This window comes from Proteus sp. G2609 (assembly GCF_963896135.1).
In the GTDB taxonomy this organism is placed as follows: domain Bacteria; phylum Pseudomonadota; class Gammaproteobacteria; order Enterobacterales; family Enterobacteriaceae; genus Proteus; species Proteus mirabilis.
Genome location: NZ_CAWQNB010000040.1, coordinates 294971 through 315089 on the forward strand (window position 1 = coordinate 294971; position 20119 = coordinate 315089).

Genomic DNA, 20119 nt, shown 5'->3' on the forward strand with positions numbered 1-20119 from the left:
TGGATATTACCGAGTTTTATCAAACATTTTTTGATGAAGCAGATGAGTTGTTAGCTGATATGGAACAGCATTTACTGTTACTTGATCCGCAAAATCCAGATCAAGAGCAGTTAAATGCTATTTTTCGTAGTGCGCACTCCATAAAAGGAGGGGCCGCAACATTTGGCTTCGTTAAACTTCAGCAGACCACTCATGTGCTGGAAAACTTGCTCGATAGTGCAAGACGCCATGAAATGGTACTTACCGATGACATTATTAACCTGTTTCTGGAAGCGAAAGATATTATGCAACAGCAATTGGATGCACATAAAAACTCACAAGAGCCAGACGAGGAAACATTTAACTATATTTGTGAGAAGTTGCGTCAGTTAGCTCTAGAAGTCAAAGAGGAACAATCAACTCAATTAGGTGAGGGGAATGACTCAGTATCTTTAGCTGAAAGTAATGCCCCAACGGAGAACATCACTCCTGTTTCTGCAGTGCATCATACTGACGATGAGCTTAGTAAAGAAAATCAACCGCTAGCAACGGCTAATACACCAAATACTGACGGTCTTTATCAGCATCATATTATTTTATCTGATTTAAAAGAGACCGATATTGATTTAATGCTAGATGAATTAAAGCATCTCGGTGAAGTCAGTCAGGTTGAAAAACAGCACCATGGGTTGGAAGCGGTATTAAAAACTACAGCAACTCAAGAAGATATCAGTGCGGTATTATGTTTTGTGATTGAACCAGAACAGATTTCCTTTGCTAACGTTGCTGCTACTGAGGAAAAGGTAAAGTCTACAGATAAAACGCAAGAGCAAGCCGAACACTTACCCGCATCTGTGACAGAAAGTATCCAGCCTGCTGCTCAAACAGAGCAGCCAGCTACGATAGAAAAAAACGTTGCTGAGTTGAATAAAAATAGTCAAGCAGATGAAGTGACTAAAGTTGCTACAACCTTGCCACCAACTGCGACACCAGCCCCTGCGCGAAAACCTGTTGTTGCTCAGGCCAAAACGGAATCAACCAGTATTCGCGTTGCGGTTGAAAAGGTGGACCAACTGATTAACTTGGTCGGGGAATTGGTGATCACTCAGTCTATGTTAGCGCAACATAGTGACACGCTTGAGCCATCTATTCATAGTGATCTACTCAGTTGTATTGCACAGCTACAGCGTAACTCTCGTGATCTGCAAGAGTCAGTGATGTCTATCCGTATGATGCCGATGGAATATGTTTTTAGTCGTTTTCCGCGGGTCGTTCGTGATTTAGCTGGCAAAATGCATAAAAAAGTTGAGTTAAATATGATTGGTAGTTCAACTGAGCTTGATAAGAGTTTAATTGAGAAAATCATCGATCCTTTAACTCACTTAGTCCGTAATAGTCTTGATCATGGTATTGAAATGCCTGCCGATCGCATTGCGGCGGGCAAACCAGAGGCGGGTCAATTAACGCTTTCAGCAGAGCATCAAGGTGGCAATATTTGTATTGAAGTGACAGATGATGGTGCCGGATTAAATCGTGAGCGTATTTTGAAAAAGGCGATATCATCGGGCTTAGCTGTTTCTGAAAATATGAGCAATGAAGAAGTTGCGATGTTGATATTTGCGCCAGGTTTCTCTACCGCTGAGGTTGTCACCGATGTTTCTGGACGTGGTGTGGGTATGGATGTTGTAAAACGAAATATCCAAGAAATGGGTGGGCAAATTCAAATTAGTTTTGAAGTTGGAAAAGGCACACGCATTCGCATCTTGCTGCCACTCACCTTGGCCATTTTAGATGGCATGTCAGTAAAAGTGAATGATGAAGTATTTATTTTACCATTAGGAACAGTGGTTAGCTCATTACAACCTGAAGAGGAGGATATTTATCCTTTAGCAGGAGATGAAAAATTATTGCAAGTAAGAGGTGAATATTTACCGCTTATTGAATTACACCGTACTTTTAATATTGAAGGTGCGCAAACCGATATTACTCAAGCGATTGCGGTTATCGTACAAAGTGCAGGGCGCCGTTATGCTTTATTGGTCGATAAGTTAGTTGGTCAACATCAAGTGGTTGTTAAAAATATAGAAAGCAATTACCGAAAAGTACCGGGTATTTCTGCTGCCACAATCATGGGCGATGGTAGTGTTGCTTTAATTCTTGATGTTCCAGAATTACAACGTTTAAGTCATTCTCAAATGACAGAAAAGAAAAAGAATACAACTGCGCATACAGTTATTTAATAGTGAGGATAAAATAAGATTATGGCTGCGGAACATTTCGAGAAATTATCCGGTGAAACTGTTGGACAAGGATTTCTAATTTTTACGTTGGGCAACGAAGAATATGGCATTGATATTCTAAAAGTACAAGAAATTCGGGGCTATGACCAAGTCACTCGTATTGCGAATGCACCTAGTTTTATTAAAGGTGTGACCAATTTACGGGGGGTTATTGTACCTATCGTTGATCTACGAATTAAATTTTCACAAGAAAATGTTACCTATAATGACAACACAGTGGTGATCGTGGTTAATTTACTCAACCGTATTGTCGGCATTGTTGTTGATGGTGTTTCTGATGTATTAACTTTAAAACCTGAACAAATCTGTCCTGCGCCTGAATTTGCGGTAACAATGTCAACAGAATATTTAACAGGATTGGGTACTTTAGATGAAAGAATGTTAATTTTGGTTGATATTGAAAAGTTACTCAATAGCGAAGAAATGGAATTAGTTGATAGCGCAACAATTATGGCTAAATAAAGTTTAGCCTATTAATCTTATTCTTTAATACTATTCCGGCTATCTTGCCGGAATAGTTTTTTCAATTATTTGTTATTTCTTGGGGCTTTAATATTAATTAAGTGAAATTAAAGCAGAAAGAGTACTTTTAATTTTAGTTAAGTTATTTTTTTTAAATGTATTAACTAAAAGATGAATGAGCATTATGCCTAGCAGGTTTTTAAAATGAGAATTTAAAATATAACTTATTGATATTTAATTTATTTATTGTAAATAGAAAATAGTATCTATATAGGATAAAACCTATAAAGTTTCTCTTAAGTCTGCCGATAACTTGGTCATACCATCTATTATAAAAAGGGAAACTCATGTTTAGCCGAATGAAAATAGTGACTGGGTTGTTATCCATTCTTCTGTTGTTTGGTGTTTTGCAGTTTATCTCCGGGGGTGTTTTTTACTCAAATCTCAGTGAAACAAGACAAGATCTGGATAAAACTCTCACAATACAAAAACAGCGTGAACGTTTAGATGAAAGCTGGGCAAACTTATTGCAAGCGCGTAACAATATCAATCGTGCAGCTATAAGCTATCTGTTACAGGATAAAGATCTGAATGTTGATAGCTCGTTGTCTGTAGAATATTTAACTGGTCTGGCACGTAAAAATATGTCTCGGGCCGATGATAAATTTAAAGAGTTTGAACAGCATATAAATGCTTATCAAATTCATTCAGAAGAAGAAATACGCAATTTAAAAGGGCGTTTTATTGAGTATTTTTCTGCATTAAATCAGTTAGAAATTTTACTGCAAGATAAAAACTTAAAAGATTTTTTCGAACAACCAACGACTTCTTATCAAGATGGTTTTTATAAAGAGTATCTTGCTTATGTTATGCGTAATGAGAAGTTTAATAATCAATTAAATAGTGCATTAGAAGCTTCTCATCAGCGTTCTATTATCACGATGGTGATATTAGCCATTATTGTTGTTACAGCACTCATCATTTGTTGGTTTGCACTACGCAATGCATTAATTCGACCACTTAATTCATTGTTATTAAATATTAAAGCATTTTCTGAAGGGGATCTACGTCCCGATATCAAGGTGCATGGACGTAATGAAATGAGCTTATTAGCAAGTGGCTTAAAGCACATGCAACAAGAGCTTATACATACTGTTCGTGGTGTTTATCAAAGTACTGAGAATATCTATAACAGCACCAGTGAAATTGCCGCAGGTAATAATGATTTATCCTCACGTACTGAGGAGCAAGTTGCTTCATTAGAAGAGACAGCTGCGAGTATGGAGCAGTTAACGGCGACAGTAAAACAAAATGCTGATAACGCACGCCAAGCAAGTAACCTTGCCAATGATGCCTCAGATATTGCCCGCCAAGGTGGAAAAGTTGTGGCTAATGTGGTGCAAACGATGCACGACATAGCCGGAAGTTCTCAAAAAATCACCGATATTACAGCAGTGATTGATGGTATCGCATTTCAAACCAATATTTTGGCGTTGAATGCGGCTGTTGAAGCTGCGAGAGCCGGTGAGCATGGTCGCGGATTTGCGGTAGTTGCCGGCGAAGTCCGTAATCTTGCACAGAGAAGTGCAGAAGCTGCTAAAGAAATAAAAACGTTGATTGAAGACTCTGTTAGTCGCACTGAAACCGGATCGGTATTAGTTGAAAGTGCAGGGGAAACCATGACTCGTATTGTCGAATCTGTGACACGTGTTACCGATATTATGGGGGAAATTGCCTCGGCATCGGATGAACAAAGTCGAGGAATTTCACAAGTGGGTCTTGCGGTTTCTGAAATGGATCGTGTTACTCAGCAAAACGCCTCTTTAGTAGAACAATCTGCCGCCGCTGCTGCGGGTCTTGAAGATCAAGCAGTTGCATTAACCCGCTTAGTTTCCATCTTCAAATTACCGGGTCAGGAAGAAAAAGCATTAGAGAAAAAGGAATTGGATGCACTCCCTGTAGTACAAGCCGCTGCTCCACTTATAAAACCAGGAACCTCAGAAAAGAAAAAGAGCAGCAGTGTTGAAGATCCCGCTAACTGGGAAACTTTCTAACAACAACAAGTGGCTGACAAGCGGTAGTGATTTGCTACCGCTTATAACGAGGTGAAGGCATGTTTAGGTTTCGTAAATTAAAGATATCCACCAGTCTCTATTTATTACTGATGATGTTTTGTGTGATGCAAGTTATTTCCAGTGGGATCTCACTGGGAATTATTCATTTAAACAACAATCAGATCACTAGAATTGATTTAGATACTGCTAAGCGAGATGAATTAGGATTAAGTTGGGTATCTTTAGTACAAGCACGTAATGCAATAAATCGCGTTGCGATAGGAATGAAAACTGAACAGTCAACAGATTATATCCAATCTATTGAATCAATCGCATTATCACGTTTGGAAACAGCAAATACTCATTTTCAAAATTTCCTTACAGATATTAATCAAGAGGTTATTTCACAAGAAGAAAAAGAGATTTTTAATACCGTAAAAAATGATTATCACGTTCTTTATAGTGCACTAATTGAATTACATGGCATGTTAAAAAAAGGCGATTTTCAAGGGTTTTTAGATCAACCAACGGAACGCTATCAAACTGCAATGGAAAATTCATTTAATACCTATATGAATTACGTTCAACACGAAGTGGCTGATTCGATAGAACAAGGACATCATTTTTATACTATCGCTATTTTAATGTTTATTGGCGCAATCACCATGGTAATTGTGGTGTCAATCGCCTCTCATCGCTGGTTAAGTTTTAATATTATTAAACCTTTCGCAAGTTTAAGCCGTTACTTTAATGATGTCGCAACAGGCAAATTAAATCGTGAAATTCTGGTTTTTACTGATGACGAAATAGGTGACATTTTTAGACGGTTACGTGAGATGCGTGGCGAGTTGGCGCGCTCTATTCGTATTGTTCGTGATAACAGTCAGGCGATGTATTCGGGTATTCAAGAAATTTCCAAAGGTAATACCGATTTATCCTCGCGCACAGAACAACAAGCTGCTTCTTTGGAAGAGACGGCTGCGAGTATGGAGCAATTAACGGCGACAGTTAAACAAAATGCGGATAACGCGTTACAAGCGAGTAAGTTGGCGGAATCTGCATCTGAAACTGCACTACGAGGCGGTGAAATTACTCACAGTGTGGTTGAAATGATGGATGCTATTACTCAAAGTTCTCAAAAGATAGGCGCTATTATTAGTGTCATTGATGGTATTGCCTTTCAAACCAATATCTTAGCGCTTAATGCTGCGGTAGAAGCGGCGCGAGCGGGTGAACAAGGACGCGGTTTCTCAGTTGTTGCAGGAGAGGTGCGTAATCTTGCTCAGCGTAGTGCTGAAGCGGCTAAAGAAATTAAAACACTTATTGACGAGTCTGTATCTCGAGTCTCTCAGGGATCTCGATTAGTAAATGATGCGGGGCAAACGATGGAGGAGCTTGTCACATCTGTAAATAAAGTCACTGAGTTAATGGCCGAAATTGCCTCGGCTTCAGACGAACAAAGTAGAGGTATTCACCAAGTTGCTGATGCTGTTAGTCAGATGGATCAGGTGACACAACAAAACGCTGCTTTGGTGGAGCAATCAGCATCTGCTGCCACAGCATTAGAAGATCAGGCTAACAACCTGGTTAATGCTGTATCGGCATTCGAATTGCCTGACACGGATGAAGACGGATCTTCTCACTCCTTAGAAGGTAATGGGTTGAAGAAAGCAGATAAAAAATCATTTTTTAAAAAGACCCATTAAAAAATAATGAAACGTAATGTTACTGAAGAATTGCCAGATATCGCTGCTCAACCGTTAGATTTTTTTTCTGAACGGTTTATGTTGTCCGATGATCAGTTTCAATCAATCTGCCAATTGATTTATCAAAAAGCAGGTATTGTGCTGACTAACAACAAACGGGAAATGGTTTATAACCGTCTCACGAGGAGGTTACGTGAATTACGGATGAATAACTTTGGTGACTATCTTGCGTTTCTAAAAAGTGATGTATGCAACCCTGAATGGCAAGAGTTTATTAATGCGTTAACCACAAACTTAACTGCATTTTTTAGGGAAGCACATCACTTTCCTATTTTGGCTAAACACGCCAAAAACAGGGCAGGAGGAGTTTACCGAGTATGGTGTGCTGCCGCATCTACTGGAGAAGAGCCTTATTCAATAGCGATGACTTTGCGCGATGTTTTTGGGGATAACCCCTATAAAACAAAAATTATTGCCAGCGATATCGACACTAATGTGTTGGAAAAAGCCCGTAAAGGTGTTTATCGACTGGAAGAGTTAAAAACGTTAAACGAAGAATATTTGAAAAAATATTTTCTCAAAGGTGTTGGTGATTTTGCCGGATACGTGAAAATTAGACCACAAGTAAGTGAAATGGTCACTTTTCAGTATTTGAATTTACTTGATAAGCAGTGGAAATTGGAAGGGCCATTTGATGCGATTTTTTGTCGTAATGTCATGATTTATTTTGATAAAACGACACAGCAAAGCTTACTTCATCGATTTATACCATTGCTTAAACCCGATGGAATGCTGTTTGTAGGGCATTCTGAAAATGTGAGCCAACTAAGCAAGGATTTTTACTTGCAGGGGCATACGGTTTACGGGCTGACACCAGCAAGGAGAGGTTATGAATAAAATAACGGTACTCTGTGTTGATGATTCGGCGTTAATGCGCCAGATCATGCGAGAAATAATTAATAGTCATCATGATATGGAGGTCGTTGATTGTGCGCCAGATCCGATAGTCGCTCGTGACTTAATAAAAAAGTTTAATCCACAGGTATTGACGTTAGATGTTGAAATGCCACGCATGGATGGTATTGATTTTTTGGAAAAATTAATGCGCTTACGCCCTATGCCAGTGGTGATGGTTTCATCACTCACAGCCAAAGGTTCAGAAGTGACATTAAAAGCATTAGAACTGGGGGCAGTTGATTTTGTCACTAAACCTCAGTTAGGTCTACGTGAAGGAATGTTGGCCTACAGTGAACTTATTGCAGAAAAAATCCGAGCAGCGGCTCAGGCAAGAATTAGTCGTCATGAAACGAAAACATTACCGTCTAAGTCGTTATCATTTACTCCCATGATTTCGAGTGAAAAGTTAATCGCTGTTGGTGCTTCAACAGGGGGCACGGAGGCCATTCGTCATTTTTTAGAGCCATTACCTATTACCAGCCCTGCAGTATTAATAACCCAACATATGCCGGCGGGGTTTACTCATTCATTTGCAGAGCGGTTAAACCGTTTATGCCAAATCAGTGTGAAAGAAGCTGAAGATGGAGAACGGGTTTTACCTGGACACGCCTACATCGCACCGGGTGATTATCATATGGAGCTTCGTCGTAATGGTGCTAATTACCAGATCCATATAAATAAAGATCCTGCGGTAAATCGGCATCGACCTTCTGTTGATGTGCTATTTAATTCGGTTGCTAAATATGCGGGACGTAATGCTATTGGTGTCATTTTAACAGGGATGGGCAGTGATGGTGCTACAGGTTTATTAGCAATGCGTCGTGCAGGTAGCTACACATTTGCACAAGATGAAGCAAGTTGCGTCGTCTTTGGGATGCCTCGTTCCGCGGTCGAATTGGGAGCCGTAGATGAGGTAAAAAGTATAAGCTCAATGAGTAAAGCCGTGCTGATGAAAATCAGCACAACACAATCATTGCGTATCTGATTAAGTTCAGTTTAAACAGCAACACAGTAATTTGCCAATATATTTTGAAGGAGTTTTCAATGGCAAGTAAGGATCTGAGATTTTTAGTGGTTGATGATTTTTCAACAATGCGCCGCATCGTTCGTAATTTACTAAAGGAGTTAGGATTTATGAACGTAGAAGAAGCAGAAGATGGTGCTGACGCGTTAGCCAAGTTACAGAGTTCGGCATATGATTTTGTTATCACCGATTGGAATATGCCCAATATGGATGGGTTAGAGTTGCTGAAGAATATTCGTAGTGACACAGGGCTTGCAACGCTTCCCGTTCTGATGGTGACCGCCGAAGCGAAAAAAGAAAATATTATTGCTGCTGCGCAATCAGGAGCAAGTGGATATGTTGTTAAACCTTTTACTGCAGCCATTCTTGAAGAAAAACTCAATAAAATTTTTGAAAAACTGGGCATCTAAGGAGTCGCAATGAGTGGGGATCCAATTATGCCGAAAGATAATGTCGAAATAACGTCAGATATTATCAGTCGGATCGGACAATTGACGCGTATGTTACGCGACAGTTTGCGAGAATTAGGATTGGATAAAGCAATAGCAGAAGCAGCAGAAGCCATTCCTGATGCAAGGGAAAGATTGGACTATGTTGCTCAAATGACCGCTCAGGCAGCTGAGCGTACATTAAATTGTGTGGAAGCTGCGCAACCAAAACAGGATGAGTTAAGTAGTCATGCAACTAAGTTAACTGAACGCTGGGATCAATGGTTTGAGCATCCAGAAGATCTCAAAGATGTACGCTCTCTTGTAACGGATACCCGCAATTATTTGCGGGATATCCCTGAAAGTGCGGCTTTTACCAATAGCCAATTACTTGAAATTATGATGGCGCAAGATTTCCAAGATTTAACAGGCCAAGTGATTAAACGTATGATGAGTGTGGTTCAAGAAATTGAAAAACAACTTGTTATGGTATTAATGGAAAATCTGCCACCAGAGCAACTTGAAAAATCCAATGCGAAAAAAGAGACTGATTCATTATTAAATGGCCCACAAGTCAATAAAAACAATGCTGGTGTGATTAAGAATCAAGATCAGGTTGATGATTTACTGGAAAGTTTAGGTTTCTAATCTATTGGTGAGTTTAGGGCGATAAGGACATAACTGGCTTGCAGGAGGCATTCGCTCTATCTCTGCTCTTTGAGGATGTTCTATTTTATGGATAAAAAACAACCAAAAAACAGGTTAATAGCGCAGGCTATTGAAGAAAATGTAAGCCGCTTTATCTAAGCGGCTTTTGTTTGATGGTGAGAAATACACGCTTTTACCTTATATTCACCATAGAATTATTCTTTGACATAATTGATATTGGTTTAAATGAAAACAATAATAGCTTTATGAATACCTATGAAGATAATTTTAGTTTTGTGACTAATATCTCATAAAGTAAAGTAATTTTTAATTCTAATATAATTATTTTTACTATTAGCTGATTAGGTTTTACTATAGTTATTAGTAGTAGCTTTGTATTTATTATTGAATGAAAATGATAGTGTAGTTATACTAAATTAAGTAGGATAATGAAATTATTTATAGTTTTAAATGTTATATAAAGTAGATGGTTGTTTTTTCAATATAAATAGAGTTTTGATAAGAAAAGATAAAGTTTTTTTGTCAATAGAGTTTTTAAATCTTAAATTTATAGAGAGTTAAATAATATGGGATATATATATGATACAACAGTGATTGATTGGGATAAGGAATATAAATATGCTAACTATAGTAGGATTAAAAGTATAATAAATAGTGAAAAGAATGATGATAACGTTGCTGCAATTATTACCATTGAGGAAGCAGAGTATATTTTGAATAATGAGTTTTCTCCTACATCATTTAAGTCACCTAAAGATACGCTCTTTGGTATAACTGATTTTATTTCTAATTTTTCCGGGAATATTTATGAGGCATATCGTGTACAAAGAATAATAAATGAATTCCGTAATGTTAATATCCGAGCAACAGAATATGTTGCTCCAAATGGTAATGTCTATATTAGACTATCTGGTCATGCTGGTGTTAGAGCTTTCTTGAATGGCACTAGATATTTGGCAAACAATCCTCGTATATTGTATATGGGAGTTGGAACTCAAGGTATGAATGATATATCTATCGGTGCTACTCGATTTGCTATTGTTTTTTCTCTTGCTTATCGGGCCGTGGAATTAATATTTAAAGATGAAAATACATTGATTAATTTCTTTGTCAATGTAACAATGGATATTGCTAAATTGGCTATCGCAACTCATATAACTACTATAGCTACAGGATCTATAGTAACGGGATTGCTAGCCGCAGGTGTTAGTGTCATAGCTGTTGCTATAGGAGTCTTTATTATAGGAGCATTAATTTCCTATGCATTATATAAATTAGACGATAAATTCGGTATAAGTGAATCTATTATAAGAGATTTAAAATATCACCGTAGGGCTAAAACTGAAACAAGAAGTCCTCAGATTATATTTAATAATTGGAGAGCCTTCAGTCGTGGTTAAAGTAAACCCAATAAACTTAATAAGTTCATCTATCATATTATTTCTATTGGCTATATATGGTCTATATGTATCAATAGCTAATTATCTAGATTATTTCTTAATGAAAGATAGAATATTTTTCTCATTTTTAACAGGGTTATTTGGTTTTGGAAGTCCTATCATTCTCTATTTTTCATATTTTGGGATTATCTTGGCATATAAGAAAACTCCAACAAAAAAAATAATAAAATCAGCTAATTATTTAGCAGGTATTGCTATCTTTGGTGTTTTTTTTAGTTTGTTTTTTTCTTTTTATATTCAAATGGATTTGGTAGATAAAGGTTATTATTCTTGCGATAAATCATCCATGTTTGCACCAAGTGAATATGTTGTTTCAAAGACGATGTGTAAGTAATATACTTTATTAGTATAATATAGTTGATATCTCATTTGAAATAATATGCGTATGTTTTTAGATCTTTCTTCATTAAATTATATCAGAGGAAAATATGGAATTTAATCTCAGATAAGTTCATTAATAAATAATATGTATCCTTTTCCAAAGAGTAAATTAAAATAGCAAAGATACTTTACTTAAATGAAGAAAAATAAGTATTGTTTAGTCTAAAAACAAACCACCTTTTTACGGGTGGCTTATGATTTTAAATTAAAGTCAGAAATTATACTATTGAACTATTTCACTATTAATACTATAACTTGATGTGTTTGCGATTAAATGGTTTCGTGATATTGACTCATATTTCATTTGTATACGTTGATATGGCATTGATTCATTATCTTTTATTGAATCTGGAAATATGTCTGAGATCTCAATCAGGGATACTCCTGTAAGTTTAATCTCATAATATTTTTCAAACTGCCCGCTTTGACTTGTACGATAAAATGTAAAATAAGCTTCTAAGATCTCATTATTATCTAGAGCAACAGACAAAAGAGGAGATGATTTATCGATAGGTTTTGTAAATACGATAGGTTTATATAATGCGTTCTGTTCTCTAAATGCTCCTCCATGTAACCCAATAACCTGTATTTCGTTTTCATGGCCTATTTGGTAAAGATTACCTATAGAGTCTTGAGTTGAACAACCTGCTGAAATTAGCCCTTGATTTTTACCTTTTAATGCTAAATATGTTGGATAAGCCAAAGGAATCTCCTTATAAAAACATATGAACTAAACAAGTCCATCAATACTTACTAAAAGCATATCGTAAACCTTTAAAAAATTCTATTTAAATATATCTAGATTGAAGATATAGTCATTTATTCATCCTAAATGACTATTTCTTATCCATAGCCCAAAAAGCCCCGTAAATTTGCGATTGTTCAACCCATCAATTTCTTCTGAATTTGTCATGCTAAGAGACATTTCATTCAGGCTTTAATCTAATTATCTAAATCGGACAGACTGTGGCTGAAGATAGCGATCTCGAAAAGACAGAAGAACCCACTCCCCATAAACGGGAAAAAGCGAAAAAGGATGGGCAAATTGTTCGTTCCAAAGAGCTTTCGTCCGTATTAATGATTTTAGGGGGCGTCAGTCTACTGTGGATGAGTGGGCGTTTTATCACTCGTGAGCTTTATGCCATGTTAACGGAAGGTTTTACTTTTAATCACCACATAATCGGCAACGAGAATTTATTGATCCCCCGTTTTGCCAGTTTAATGAAACAGGCTGTATTTGCGTTATCGCCAGTGTTTCTAGGCTTGGTCTTAGTGGCAATTGGTGGTTCAGCCGTATTGGGGGGGATTAATTTTAGTAGCAAGTCTATCAAGTTTGATCCGAAAAAATGGAACCCTATTTCTGGCTTAAAACGTATTTTTTCAATGAATGCGTTAGCTGAATTATTTAAAGCGATTTTAAAATCACTCTTTGTCGGCTTAGCCGCAACAGTTTTCTTATGGCACAACTGGAATGATATTCTTCATTTGATCACTCTTCCTCCTTTAAGTGCTTTAGCTAATGCGATGCAACTGCTTATTTTTGCGGTCTATATTGCGGTTTTTATGCTTATCCCAATGGTGGCATTCGATATTATTTTTCAAATTCGTAGCCATTTGAAAAAGTTACGCATGACACGCCAAGAAATTAAAGATGAATTTAAACAACAAGAGGGTGATCCGCAATTAAAGGCGCGTATTCGCCAACAACAGCACGAGATGTCGCGTCGACGAATGATGGCAGATGTGCCAAAAGCAGATGTCATTGTCACTAACCCAACGCATTACGCGGTTGCTTTGCAATATAACGACAAAATGGTTGCCCCGAAAGTACTTGCTAAAGGGGCGGGCGCCATTGCCTTAAAAATTAAAGAAATTGGTGCTGAACATCGAATTCCGCTTCTAGAAGCGCCGCCGCTTGCTAGGGCGTTATATCGTCACAGTGAGATAGGACAGGCTATTCCTGCAACACTCTATGCCGCTGTTGCAGAAGTTTTAGCTTGGGTCTATCAACTGAGACGATGGAAAACCGAAGGTGGTTTAAAACCTAAACAACCTATGAACTTGCCAGTGCCTCCCGCACTGGACTTTGCTGGAGAAGATAATCGTCATGGCTAATTTGGCCTCATTACTCCGCTTGCCGGGAAATTGGAAAAGTTCTCAGTGGCAGATACTGGCAGGGCCAGTACTTATTTTGCTTATACTGTCAATGATGGTACTGCCATTGCCACCTTTTCTATTGGACTTATTGTTTACCTTTAATATTGCCCTTTCTATCATGGTGCTATTAGTGGCCATGTTTACTAGGCGCACATTGGACTTTGCTGCCTTTCCTACAATACTTCTGTTCACTACATTGTTACGCTTATCGCTTAACGTTGCATCAACACGTATTATCTTGATGGAAGGACATACAGGTTCAGCGGCTGCAGGGCGTGTTGTTGAAGCTTTTGGTCATTTCCTCGTAGGTGGCAATTTTGCTATCGGTATCGTTGTCTTTATCATTCTTATTCTGATTAACTTTATGGTTATCACCAAAGGTGCAGGGCGTATTGCTGAAGTAGGCGCACGCTTTGTATTAGATGGGATGCCGGGTAAGCAGATGGCTATCGATGCTGATTTAAATGCTGGGATCATAAACGAAGAAGAAGCTAAAAAACGTCGTAAAGAAGTCTCGCTTGAGTCTGACTTTTATGGATCTATGGATGGTGCAAGTAAATTCGTCCGAGGGGATGCGATTGCCGGCTTAATGATCTTGGTAATAAACGTCGTTGGTGGTTTAGTGGTCGGTGTTGCACAACATAATATGGCACTTAACGATGCGGCAAGCACTTATACCTTATTAACCATCGGTGATGGGCTGGTGGCACAAATACCAGCACTGATTATATCAACAGCGGCGGGTGTTATTGTTACTCGCGTTGCAACCGATGAAGACGTCGGTCAACAAATGGTGACGCAACTCTTTGATAACCCTCGTGTACTGATGCTAACTGCGGGTGTTTTAGGATTGCTGGGGTTAGTACCAGGTATGCCAAACTTTGTTTTCCTCTTCTTTACGGCAGCATTAGCAGGATTAGGATGGTATATCTTAAAACGCCATAGCAGTCCTCAAGTGCAACAACAAAAAGAGTTGGAACAAGTTGAAAAACAAAATCGGGTTGTTGAAGCCTCTTGGGAAGATGTGCAATTAGAAGATCCGCTGTCAATGGAAGTGGGTTATCGTCTTATTCCCATGGTCGACAATCGCCAAAATGGTGAATTATTAGGTCGAATTAGTGGTATTCGCAAAAAATTTGCACAAGAAATGGGGTATTTGCCTCCCGTTGTACATATTCGCGATAATATGGAAGTAAAACCTTCCTCCTACCGCATTTTAATGAAAGGGGTAGAAATCGGCCATGGCGAGGCTCATCCTGGGCGTTGGTTGGCCATAAACCCCGGTAATGCAGTCGGAACGCTAGAAGGTGATAACACTCAAGAGCCGGCATTTGGTTTACCTGCAGTATGGATTGATGACAGTTTAAGAGAGCAAGCACAAGTACAAGGCTATACGGTTGTGGCAGCAAGTACAGTGATTGCAACACATTTTAATCATGTACTTAACCAATACGCAGCAGAGTTATTTGGTCGCCAAGAAGCGCAAATGCTATTTGACAGGGTAAGCAAAGAACTACCGAAAATGACGGAAAATATGATCCCCGATATGCTGTCATTAACGGTGTTACATAAAGTATTGCAAAATCTGTTGGCAGAGCAAGTGCCTATTCGCGATATGAGAACCATATTAGAAGCACTTGCAGAGCATGCACCTGAGCAAAAAGATCCGGCAGAATTAACGGCGGTAGTTCGTGTTGCATTACGCAGGGCAATAACACAACACTGGTTTGGTGATAAAGAAGAGATACAAGTTATCGGATTAGATGCCGGACTAGAGCGTCTATTATTACAAGCGATGCAAAGTGGGGGGGGATTAGAGCCTGGCCTTGCTGAAAACATTGAACAACAAGCCTTAGATGCGGTACGCCGTCAAGAGATGTCAGGGGGCGTGCCAGTACTCTTGGTTAACCATGCACTACGTTCGCTGTTATCACGCTTTTTACGCCGTAGCTTGCCACAGTTAGCGGTATTATCAAATATGGAAATTAGCGAAGGTCGTCATATTCGTATGACATCAATGATTGGTGGACAAAATCATTAATTATTAATCATTGATAAAAATCTACTAAAACCACTAAATCATCATTTAGTGGTTTTTTTTTAGTTTAAATAAGAAGAATATAAGTAATTGTTCTATATATAGAGTATATTTTTAAATAAAATTAATATTAAGCATGGATATGGTGAGATTTATTTTGATAAAGAAGCTTATAGAATAATAGAAAGAAAATTAAATATTAATAGCTTGTTTGGTAATAGGGCTGTTTATATATCTTATTATTAATATTTAAAGATATTATTTGTATTTTTTAATATAAATACTTAATCGTTAATATATTATTTATATGTTTTTTTAATGCTTTGTCTATATGTTTTTTATATGGATTTTTTTTAAAATTAATTGTTCCTTGTGCTAATTATGATAATCAGTTTTAAAACCAAAGGAAATAACCATGAAAAAAAACGCTCTATTTACTGTCTCACTGTTATCTGTATTTATTTCATTATCTTGTTATGCTCATCAAGATGTTATTTTACATGCTGATTCATTATCAGATGCAAAAGTATCCATTAATGATGATACATGGAAAACACAAATTGAAGTGATAAATACTAATCAAGATGGGACCGCCCATATCTATTATGATCGTCTTGATGTTGGTGATTTTGGTTTATCATTAAAAAATAATGCTGAAGCAGAATTAATTATTAATGAGGTTGTTTCTAAAGAGTTTTCAACTCTAAGAGGTGAGCTTGAGTTACAAGGAAAAAAGGCAACAGTAGTTATAGCTAATCCTAATGGAATTTTTTGTCGTGATTGTTCTTTCTCTGGAATTAATGATATTAAACTAATTGCAGGTAGCAGTACAGGGAAATTTTCTAAGACATTCACTATAGCAGATATAGGTTCTAGTATTGTTTTTAATATGAGAGATATATTAGATAAAAATGAACATAGTCATATTAATCGCAATTATAAAGATATTTCATCTGGAATGATAAATATTATCTCTAATAATGTAGACTTGATTGACGGTGATTTAAATGCTGAATATATTCGTTTTGATATGGGGTTAAGTGAGTTTAATCTTGGAGCTAAAAATGATTATAATAAATACAGCTATTTTTTGTTAAGGACAGAGGCAGGAATAAATAGTCGATATTTAATAATAAAATCAAAACAGGGTAACGTTTATAATAATGGTAATATAAATACTTTGTCACTAAATCATGAGTCTTATAGCTTAATTAATGCAGGAAACATAGATATAAATCAAGATGATAATTTATATAGAACAGCTTATGATGGGACGAAACAATCAAAAGTAATGGTTTATCAATATTCTTCTGGTCTTAATAATTCATCATTTAATGTTAAAGATAGTATTCTATTTATGAAAGCGGATACGTTGCTTTTAGATAGAACATTTAATATTGATGATAGTTATTTATATGGAAGAGTAGGAACCATAGGAACCCTAGGAATAGGTAATATATCATTGTCGTATAATAGTGTTTTTCATATCCTCGCTGAGGATAGTATATTTCTTGGTGGTAAAATCCAGGGGGATGGTCATGTTATATTACAATTAAATGATGATAAAGTTGATATTGAAGGTAAAAACTTGTTAATAGGAACAGAGGGATTAAGATTAGAGGGGGGAACAAAATATAAATTAGGTAGATCAACTATTATAGATTATACTGAATACAAATAAGGCTATTTTAATTATTACTATCGATTTAAATCCTAACGCTAATTCAATCTTTATCTGAAGGTTGTTACATATAAATCAATATATTAAATAAAACACTCCCTGTATTATATTGAGATAATACAGGGATTATTCTTTAATTATAAAAGAAAATTATATTTGTATTTTTCGCCCAGCTAATATTGAACGTTGTGCTTGTCCATCTGCACCATAAAGTGTTGGGCTATGATTTTTCTGTAGAAAATGCAGCGTTTCACTATTGCGAGTAATATGTTGCTCTAACAATAAGCCATTATGTTGATTAAGATGTTTTAACTCTTCCGTTAGATCAACCAGTTGTCCCCATAAATCAGCTAAAAAAGGCTGTCCTTGATAGGGTCTATCAATACCAACTTGTTTACTGAGTATTTGACGTTTTTGATCGGTATGACCTAGAGCTGTTAATACAAAATTCTTCTGTTCAGTTAGTTCATGCAGCTTATTGATATCAATACTTCCTGCACATAATAACTGTTGCTCAGCACGTAAAATACCCGCAATGGTATTGAGCTGTGATAACTGAAGATCTAAGGTCTGGCGGAGTTCTTCCATCATAATCTTTAATATTATTTAGTTATGCTTTCAGCAGCTTCTCGGAAAAGTGCTTCCGCAATTTTGCTGCTATCCATTGTTAATGTTCCATCGGCAATCGCTGCTTTTAAACGGGCAACTTTCTCGACATTGATGTCTTGATTGCTAGGTTGAACTAATTTTTTCTGTGCTTCACTTAGTTTCACAGAAGTATCACCCGCCATTGCTTTTGTTTGCGCATTACCGGTTTTTCGTGCTTCTTGGGCACCTTCATTAAGGTTACGCTGAGAAATGGCCGTGATTGGGATAAGTGGATTTGTGCGTTCAATACTCATAGGAAAATCCTTTGTTAGGCATCAATTAATCGTCAGATGAAGCCATTGTAAACAACCTATGTGTTTTCGCCTATCATCTTGTAGTTTTATATCGGCAGTGTAGATATAAACTTTAATGTTATCTTACTCGTCATACTTCAAGCTGTAGCGTTGTTGGCGTCACTCATTCGCACTAGTCACATACTTATGTATGCTCCTAGCGACTCATTCGCTAGCCGCCTAGCTACAACTTGAATTATTTAGAGTATTTTCTCGTCATACTTCAAGCTGTAGCGTTGTTGGCGACACTCATTAGTATGCTCTTAGCAACTCATTCGCTTGCCGCCTAGTTATAACTTGAATTATTTAGAGTATTTTTTCGTCATACTTCAAGCTGTAGCGTTGTTGGCGACACTCATTAGTATGCTCTTAGCAACTCATTCGCTTGCCGCCTAGCTACAACTTGAATTATTTAGAGTATTTTCTCGTCATACTTCAAGCTGTAGCGTACTCATTAGCACTAGTCTACAAGCAGCGTTTTTATTCAACTTATAGTGCAAGAGAGTTTACCTTGCCTTGTTATCATTAAAACGGTTAACAAGTCATTTAATATAGGCTTATTCTGCTTATCGTTACCTTTAATTGTTATCTGTAATGTATTACAAGGGGATACGTACAGAGCCATTTTCCAGCGCTTCACCAGTAATAATTTGTCCTGATTTGACCCGTATACGAATACTTTCATTGGCAACGGCATTGTTAATCGCTTTTCCTTCATAACGGATTTGAAAGTGATCACCTTGTGCAAAAACCGTTACAGTCTGCCCCGCTAAAATGGCCCAAGGGCGACGAACCATGGTTGATGTTATCGGTTTTCCGGTCGCAATATGGCGCATAGCAATGGCATTTTTAATAAAAACAGCATCTCTTAACACGTCATAAGGTAGCTTTTCTAAATCTCCTTTTATGATCTTAATCGAAGATGTTGTTATTACATCATCACGATTAATCTCTTTTTTAGCGACTAAATATTGTCCATAAACATTCACATCTACTTGTATAAAACGACGTTGATTATCGCACTGAATGGGGATGGAAAGACGTCCCCAATTGCGAGAGCCTGCATGCTGTAGGATTTCTTGTTGTTGGCAATGTGGCCATTTATCTTCTGGGGTTAAAACGGTTACGGTGACTTTATCGTCTTTGTGGTGGCGCGTTTGGAAAAATTGCTGTAGCGCTTCGGGTAGGGGATTGGCTATACCGCTATTTACTATAAAGAAAAAAGAAATAACACCGATAAACGTTCTAACAGACATAGTTTGTATCACCTTATAAAGTTTATGCTAATGGTGTGGTTAAACTTATTTAGCCAAAATAGTGTACATCCTCTTCACATACCTTAAACGCATAAATAGCAATTCAATTTACCCCTATTCCTCCAATCATCTTTTTTTTGAGCGTTTATTCTGTTAACTGAAATTGTTTTATCAGCTGAGGTGAGTGGCTTAGCCACCAAGGATAGAAGATGCTCGATAAATTAGAAAATACGTTTCATTTTCAACAAGAAGCGCTTTCACTACGTAATAAACGCCAAGAAATTTTGGCGGCAAATATTGCTAATGCTGATACGCCAGGCTTCCAAGCTCGGGATATTGATTTCGCGGCTGAGTTGAAAAAAACCATGGAAAACGGGCGTACTGGTAGTCATGGATTGCAACTGACAATGACATCAGAACGCCATATTCCTATTAAGCCGGGTTATCGCTTAGAGGCTGATTTGCTTTATCGGGTTCCTCATCAAACATCGATGGATGGTAACACGGTCGATATGGATATGGAACGGAGTAATTTTGCCGATAATAGCGTTAAATATCAGGCAGATGTGACATTTATTAACTCTCAAGTTAAAAGCATGATGGCTGTATTGCAACAAGGATAAAGA

General features: G+C 37.3%; 18 protein-coding genes. 14 read left to right on the forward strand and 4 right to left on the reverse strand.

Going from position 1 to position 20119, the window contains the following annotated elements:
* The first annotated feature begins 59 nt into the window (after positions 1 to 59).
* The 10 genes from cheA to AACV01_RS14740 all read left to right on the forward strand — a co-directional run bounded on the left by cheA (position 60) and on the right by AACV01_RS14740 (position 11373).
* Complete coding sequence (gene cheA, locus AACV01_RS14695) at positions 60 to 2219, forward strand: chemotaxis protein CheA (RefSeq protein ID WP_442956620.1); 2160 nt, start codon at positions 60 to 62, stop codon at positions 2217 to 2219.
* 21 nt (positions 2220 to 2240) lie between these two features.
* Positions 2241 to 2741, forward strand: a complete 501-nt coding sequence (cheW, locus tag AACV01_RS14700) for a chemotaxis protein CheW (protein WP_004243558.1) — start codon at positions 2241 to 2243, stop codon at positions 2739 to 2741.
* Between the two features lie 347 nt (positions 2742 to 3088).
* Positions 3089 to 4795: a methyl-accepting chemotaxis protein gene (locus tag AACV01_RS14705; protein ID WP_046334251.1), complete on the forward strand. Its 1707-nt coding sequence runs from the start codon at positions 3089 to 3091 to the stop codon at positions 4793 to 4795.
* 59 nt (positions 4796 to 4854) lie between these two features.
* Complete coding sequence (locus AACV01_RS14710) at positions 4855 to 6501, forward strand: methyl-accepting chemotaxis protein (protein WP_041701179.1); 1647 nt, start codon at positions 4855 to 4857, stop codon at positions 6499 to 6501.
* Between the two features lie 6 nt (positions 6502 to 6507).
* The gene (cheR, locus tag AACV01_RS14715; RefSeq protein ID WP_004243555.1) at positions 6508 to 7398 is read left to right on the forward strand and encodes a protein-glutamate O-methyltransferase CheR; all 891 of its coding nucleotides are present in this window, start codon (positions 6508 to 6510) and stop codon (positions 7396 to 7398) included.
* On the forward strand, positions 7391 to 8443 hold the full coding sequence (locus AACV01_RS14720) for a protein-glutamate methylesterase/protein-glutamine glutaminase (RefSeq protein WP_004243552.1): 1053 nt from the start codon (positions 7391 to 7393) through the stop codon (positions 8441 to 8443). The genes cheR and AACV01_RS14720 overlap by 8 nt, the downstream gene beginning before the upstream one ends.
* Positions 8444 to 8502: 59 nt before the next feature.
* The gene (gene cheY, locus AACV01_RS14725) at positions 8503 to 8892 is read left to right on the forward strand and encodes a chemotaxis response regulator CheY (protein ID WP_161683152.1); all 390 of its coding nucleotides are present in this window, start codon (positions 8503 to 8505) and stop codon (positions 8890 to 8892) included.
* 9 nt (positions 8893 to 8901) lie between these two features.
* Entirely contained in the window at positions 8902 to 9558 is a 657-nt protein-coding gene (cheZ, locus tag AACV01_RS14730) for a protein phosphatase CheZ (protein ID WP_004248348.1), read from the forward strand.
* A gap of 587 nt (positions 9559 to 10145) precedes the next feature.
* Positions 10146 to 10979, forward strand: a complete 834-nt coding sequence (locus AACV01_RS14735) for a hypothetical protein (protein ID WP_161683154.1) — start codon at positions 10146 to 10148, stop codon at positions 10977 to 10979.
* Complete coding sequence (locus AACV01_RS14740) at positions 10972 to 11373, forward strand: DUF1240 domain-containing protein (RefSeq protein WP_242503531.1); 402 nt, start codon at positions 10972 to 10974, stop codon at positions 11371 to 11373. Before AACV01_RS14735 ends, AACV01_RS14740 begins: the two co-directional genes overlap by 8 nt.
* Before the next feature lie 270 nt (positions 11374 to 11643).
* Here AACV01_RS14740 and AACV01_RS14745 read toward each other — a convergent pair whose 3' ends face one another.
* The gene (locus tag AACV01_RS14745) at positions 11644 to 12123 is read right to left on the reverse strand and encodes an Hcp family type VI secretion system effector (protein WP_161683156.1); all 480 of its coding nucleotides are present in this window, start codon (positions 12121 to 12123) and stop codon (positions 11644 to 11646) included.
* Between the two features lie 263 nt (positions 12124 to 12386).
* Between AACV01_RS14745 and flhB the strand changes: the two genes are divergently transcribed.
* From flhB to AACV01_RS14760, 3 genes are all read left to right on the forward strand, one after another.
* Positions 12387 to 13535: a flagellar biosynthesis protein FlhB gene (gene flhB, locus AACV01_RS14750; RefSeq protein WP_004243547.1), complete on the forward strand. Its 1149-nt coding sequence runs from the start codon at positions 12387 to 12389 to the stop codon at positions 13533 to 13535.
* A complete protein-coding gene (gene flhA, locus AACV01_RS14755) occupies positions 13528 to 15618 on the forward strand; it encodes a flagellar biosynthesis protein FlhA (RefSeq protein ID WP_004248346.1) in 2091 nt (696 codons plus the stop codon). The genes flhB and flhA overlap by 8 nt, the downstream gene beginning before the upstream one ends.
* Before the next feature lie 412 nt (positions 15619 to 16030).
* Positions 16031 to 17296: a two-partner secretion domain-containing protein gene (locus AACV01_RS14760; RefSeq protein ID WP_161683158.1), complete on the forward strand. Its 1266-nt coding sequence runs from the start codon at positions 16031 to 16033 to the stop codon at positions 17294 to 17296.
* 150 nt (positions 17297 to 17446) lie between these two features.
* Here AACV01_RS14760 and AACV01_RS14765 read toward each other — a convergent pair whose 3' ends face one another.
* The 3 genes from AACV01_RS14765 to flgA form a co-directional block, all read right to left on the reverse strand.
* Positions 17447 to 17884: a flagella synthesis protein FlgN gene (locus AACV01_RS14765; RefSeq protein WP_223805438.1), complete on the reverse strand. Its 438-nt coding sequence runs from the start codon at positions 17882 to 17884 to the stop codon at positions 17447 to 17449.
* 14 nt (positions 17885 to 17898) lie between these two features.
* On the reverse strand, positions 17899 to 18198 hold the full coding sequence (gene flgM / locus AACV01_RS14770) for a flagellar biosynthesis anti-sigma factor FlgM (protein WP_004243540.1): 300 nt from the start codon (positions 18196 to 18198) through the stop codon (positions 17899 to 17901).
* Between the two features lie 638 nt (positions 18199 to 18836).
* On the reverse strand, positions 18837 to 19493 hold the full coding sequence (gene flgA, locus AACV01_RS14775; RefSeq protein ID WP_020945880.1) for a flagellar basal body P-ring formation chaperone FlgA: 657 nt from the start codon (positions 19491 to 19493) through the stop codon (positions 18837 to 18839).
* A gap of 209 nt (positions 19494 to 19702) precedes the next feature.
* On the opposite strand from flgA, the gene flgB reads away from it, so the two are divergent.
* Positions 19703 to 20116 carry a flagellar basal body rod protein FlgB gene (flgB, locus tag AACV01_RS14780; protein WP_004243538.1) on the forward strand — a complete coding sequence of 138 codons (414 nt, stop codon included), beginning with the start codon at positions 19703 to 19705 and terminating at the stop codon, positions 20114 to 20116.
* Positions 20117 to 20119 lie beyond the last annotated feature (3 nt).

Excerpts from the sequence above, each read along its gene's own strand:
- cheA (WP_442956620.1), top strand. The coding sequence starts at position 60 with ATGGAACAGCATTTACTGTTACTTGATCCGCAAAATCCAGATCAAGAG.
- cheW (WP_004243558.1), top strand. The coding sequence starts at position 2,241 with ATGGCTGCGGAACATTTCGAGAAATTATCCGGTGAAACTGTTGGACAA.
- AACV01_RS14705 (WP_046334251.1), top strand. The coding sequence starts at position 3,089 with ATGTTTAGCCGAATGAAAATAGTGACTGGGTTGTTATCCATTCTTCTG.
- AACV01_RS14710 (WP_041701179.1), top strand. The coding sequence starts at position 4,855 with ATGTTTAGGTTTCGTAAATTAAAGATATCCACCAGTCTCTATTTATTA.
- cheR (WP_004243555.1), top strand. The coding sequence starts at position 6,508 with ATGAAACGTAATGTTACTGAAGAATTGCCAGATATCGCTGCTCAACCG.
- AACV01_RS14720 (WP_004243552.1), top strand. The coding sequence starts at position 7,391 with ATGAATAAAATAACGGTACTCTGTGTTGATGATTCGGCGTTAATGCGC.
- cheY (WP_161683152.1), top strand. The coding sequence starts at position 8,503 with ATGGCAAGTAAGGATCTGAGATTTTTAGTGGTTGATGATTTTTCAACA.
- cheZ (WP_004248348.1), top strand. The coding sequence starts at position 8,902 with ATGAGTGGGGATCCAATTATGCCGAAAGATAATGTCGAAATAACGTCA.
- AACV01_RS14735 (WP_161683154.1), top strand. The coding sequence starts at position 10,146 with ATGGGATATATATATGATACAACAGTGATTGATTGGGATAAGGAATAT.
- flhA (WP_004248346.1), top strand. The coding sequence starts at position 13,528 with ATGGCTAATTTGGCCTCATTACTCCGCTTGCCGGGAAATTGGAAAAGT.
- AACV01_RS14760 (WP_161683158.1), top strand. The coding sequence starts at position 16,031 with ATGAAAAAAAACGCTCTATTTACTGTCTCACTGTTATCTGTATTTATT.
- AACV01_RS14765 (WP_223805438.1), bottom strand. The coding sequence starts at position 17,884 with ATGGAAGAACTCCGCCAGACCTTAGATCTTCAGTTATCACAGCTCAAT.
- flgM (WP_004243540.1), bottom strand. The coding sequence starts at position 18,198 with ATGAGTATTGAACGCACAAATCCACTTATCCCAATCACGGCCATTTCT.
- flgA (WP_020945880.1), bottom strand. The coding sequence starts at position 19,493 with ATGTCTGTTAGAACGTTTATCGGTGTTATTTCTTTTTTCTTTATAGTA.
- flgB (WP_004243538.1), top strand. The coding sequence starts at position 19,703 with ATGCTCGATAAATTAGAAAATACGTTTCATTTTCAACAAGAAGCGCTT.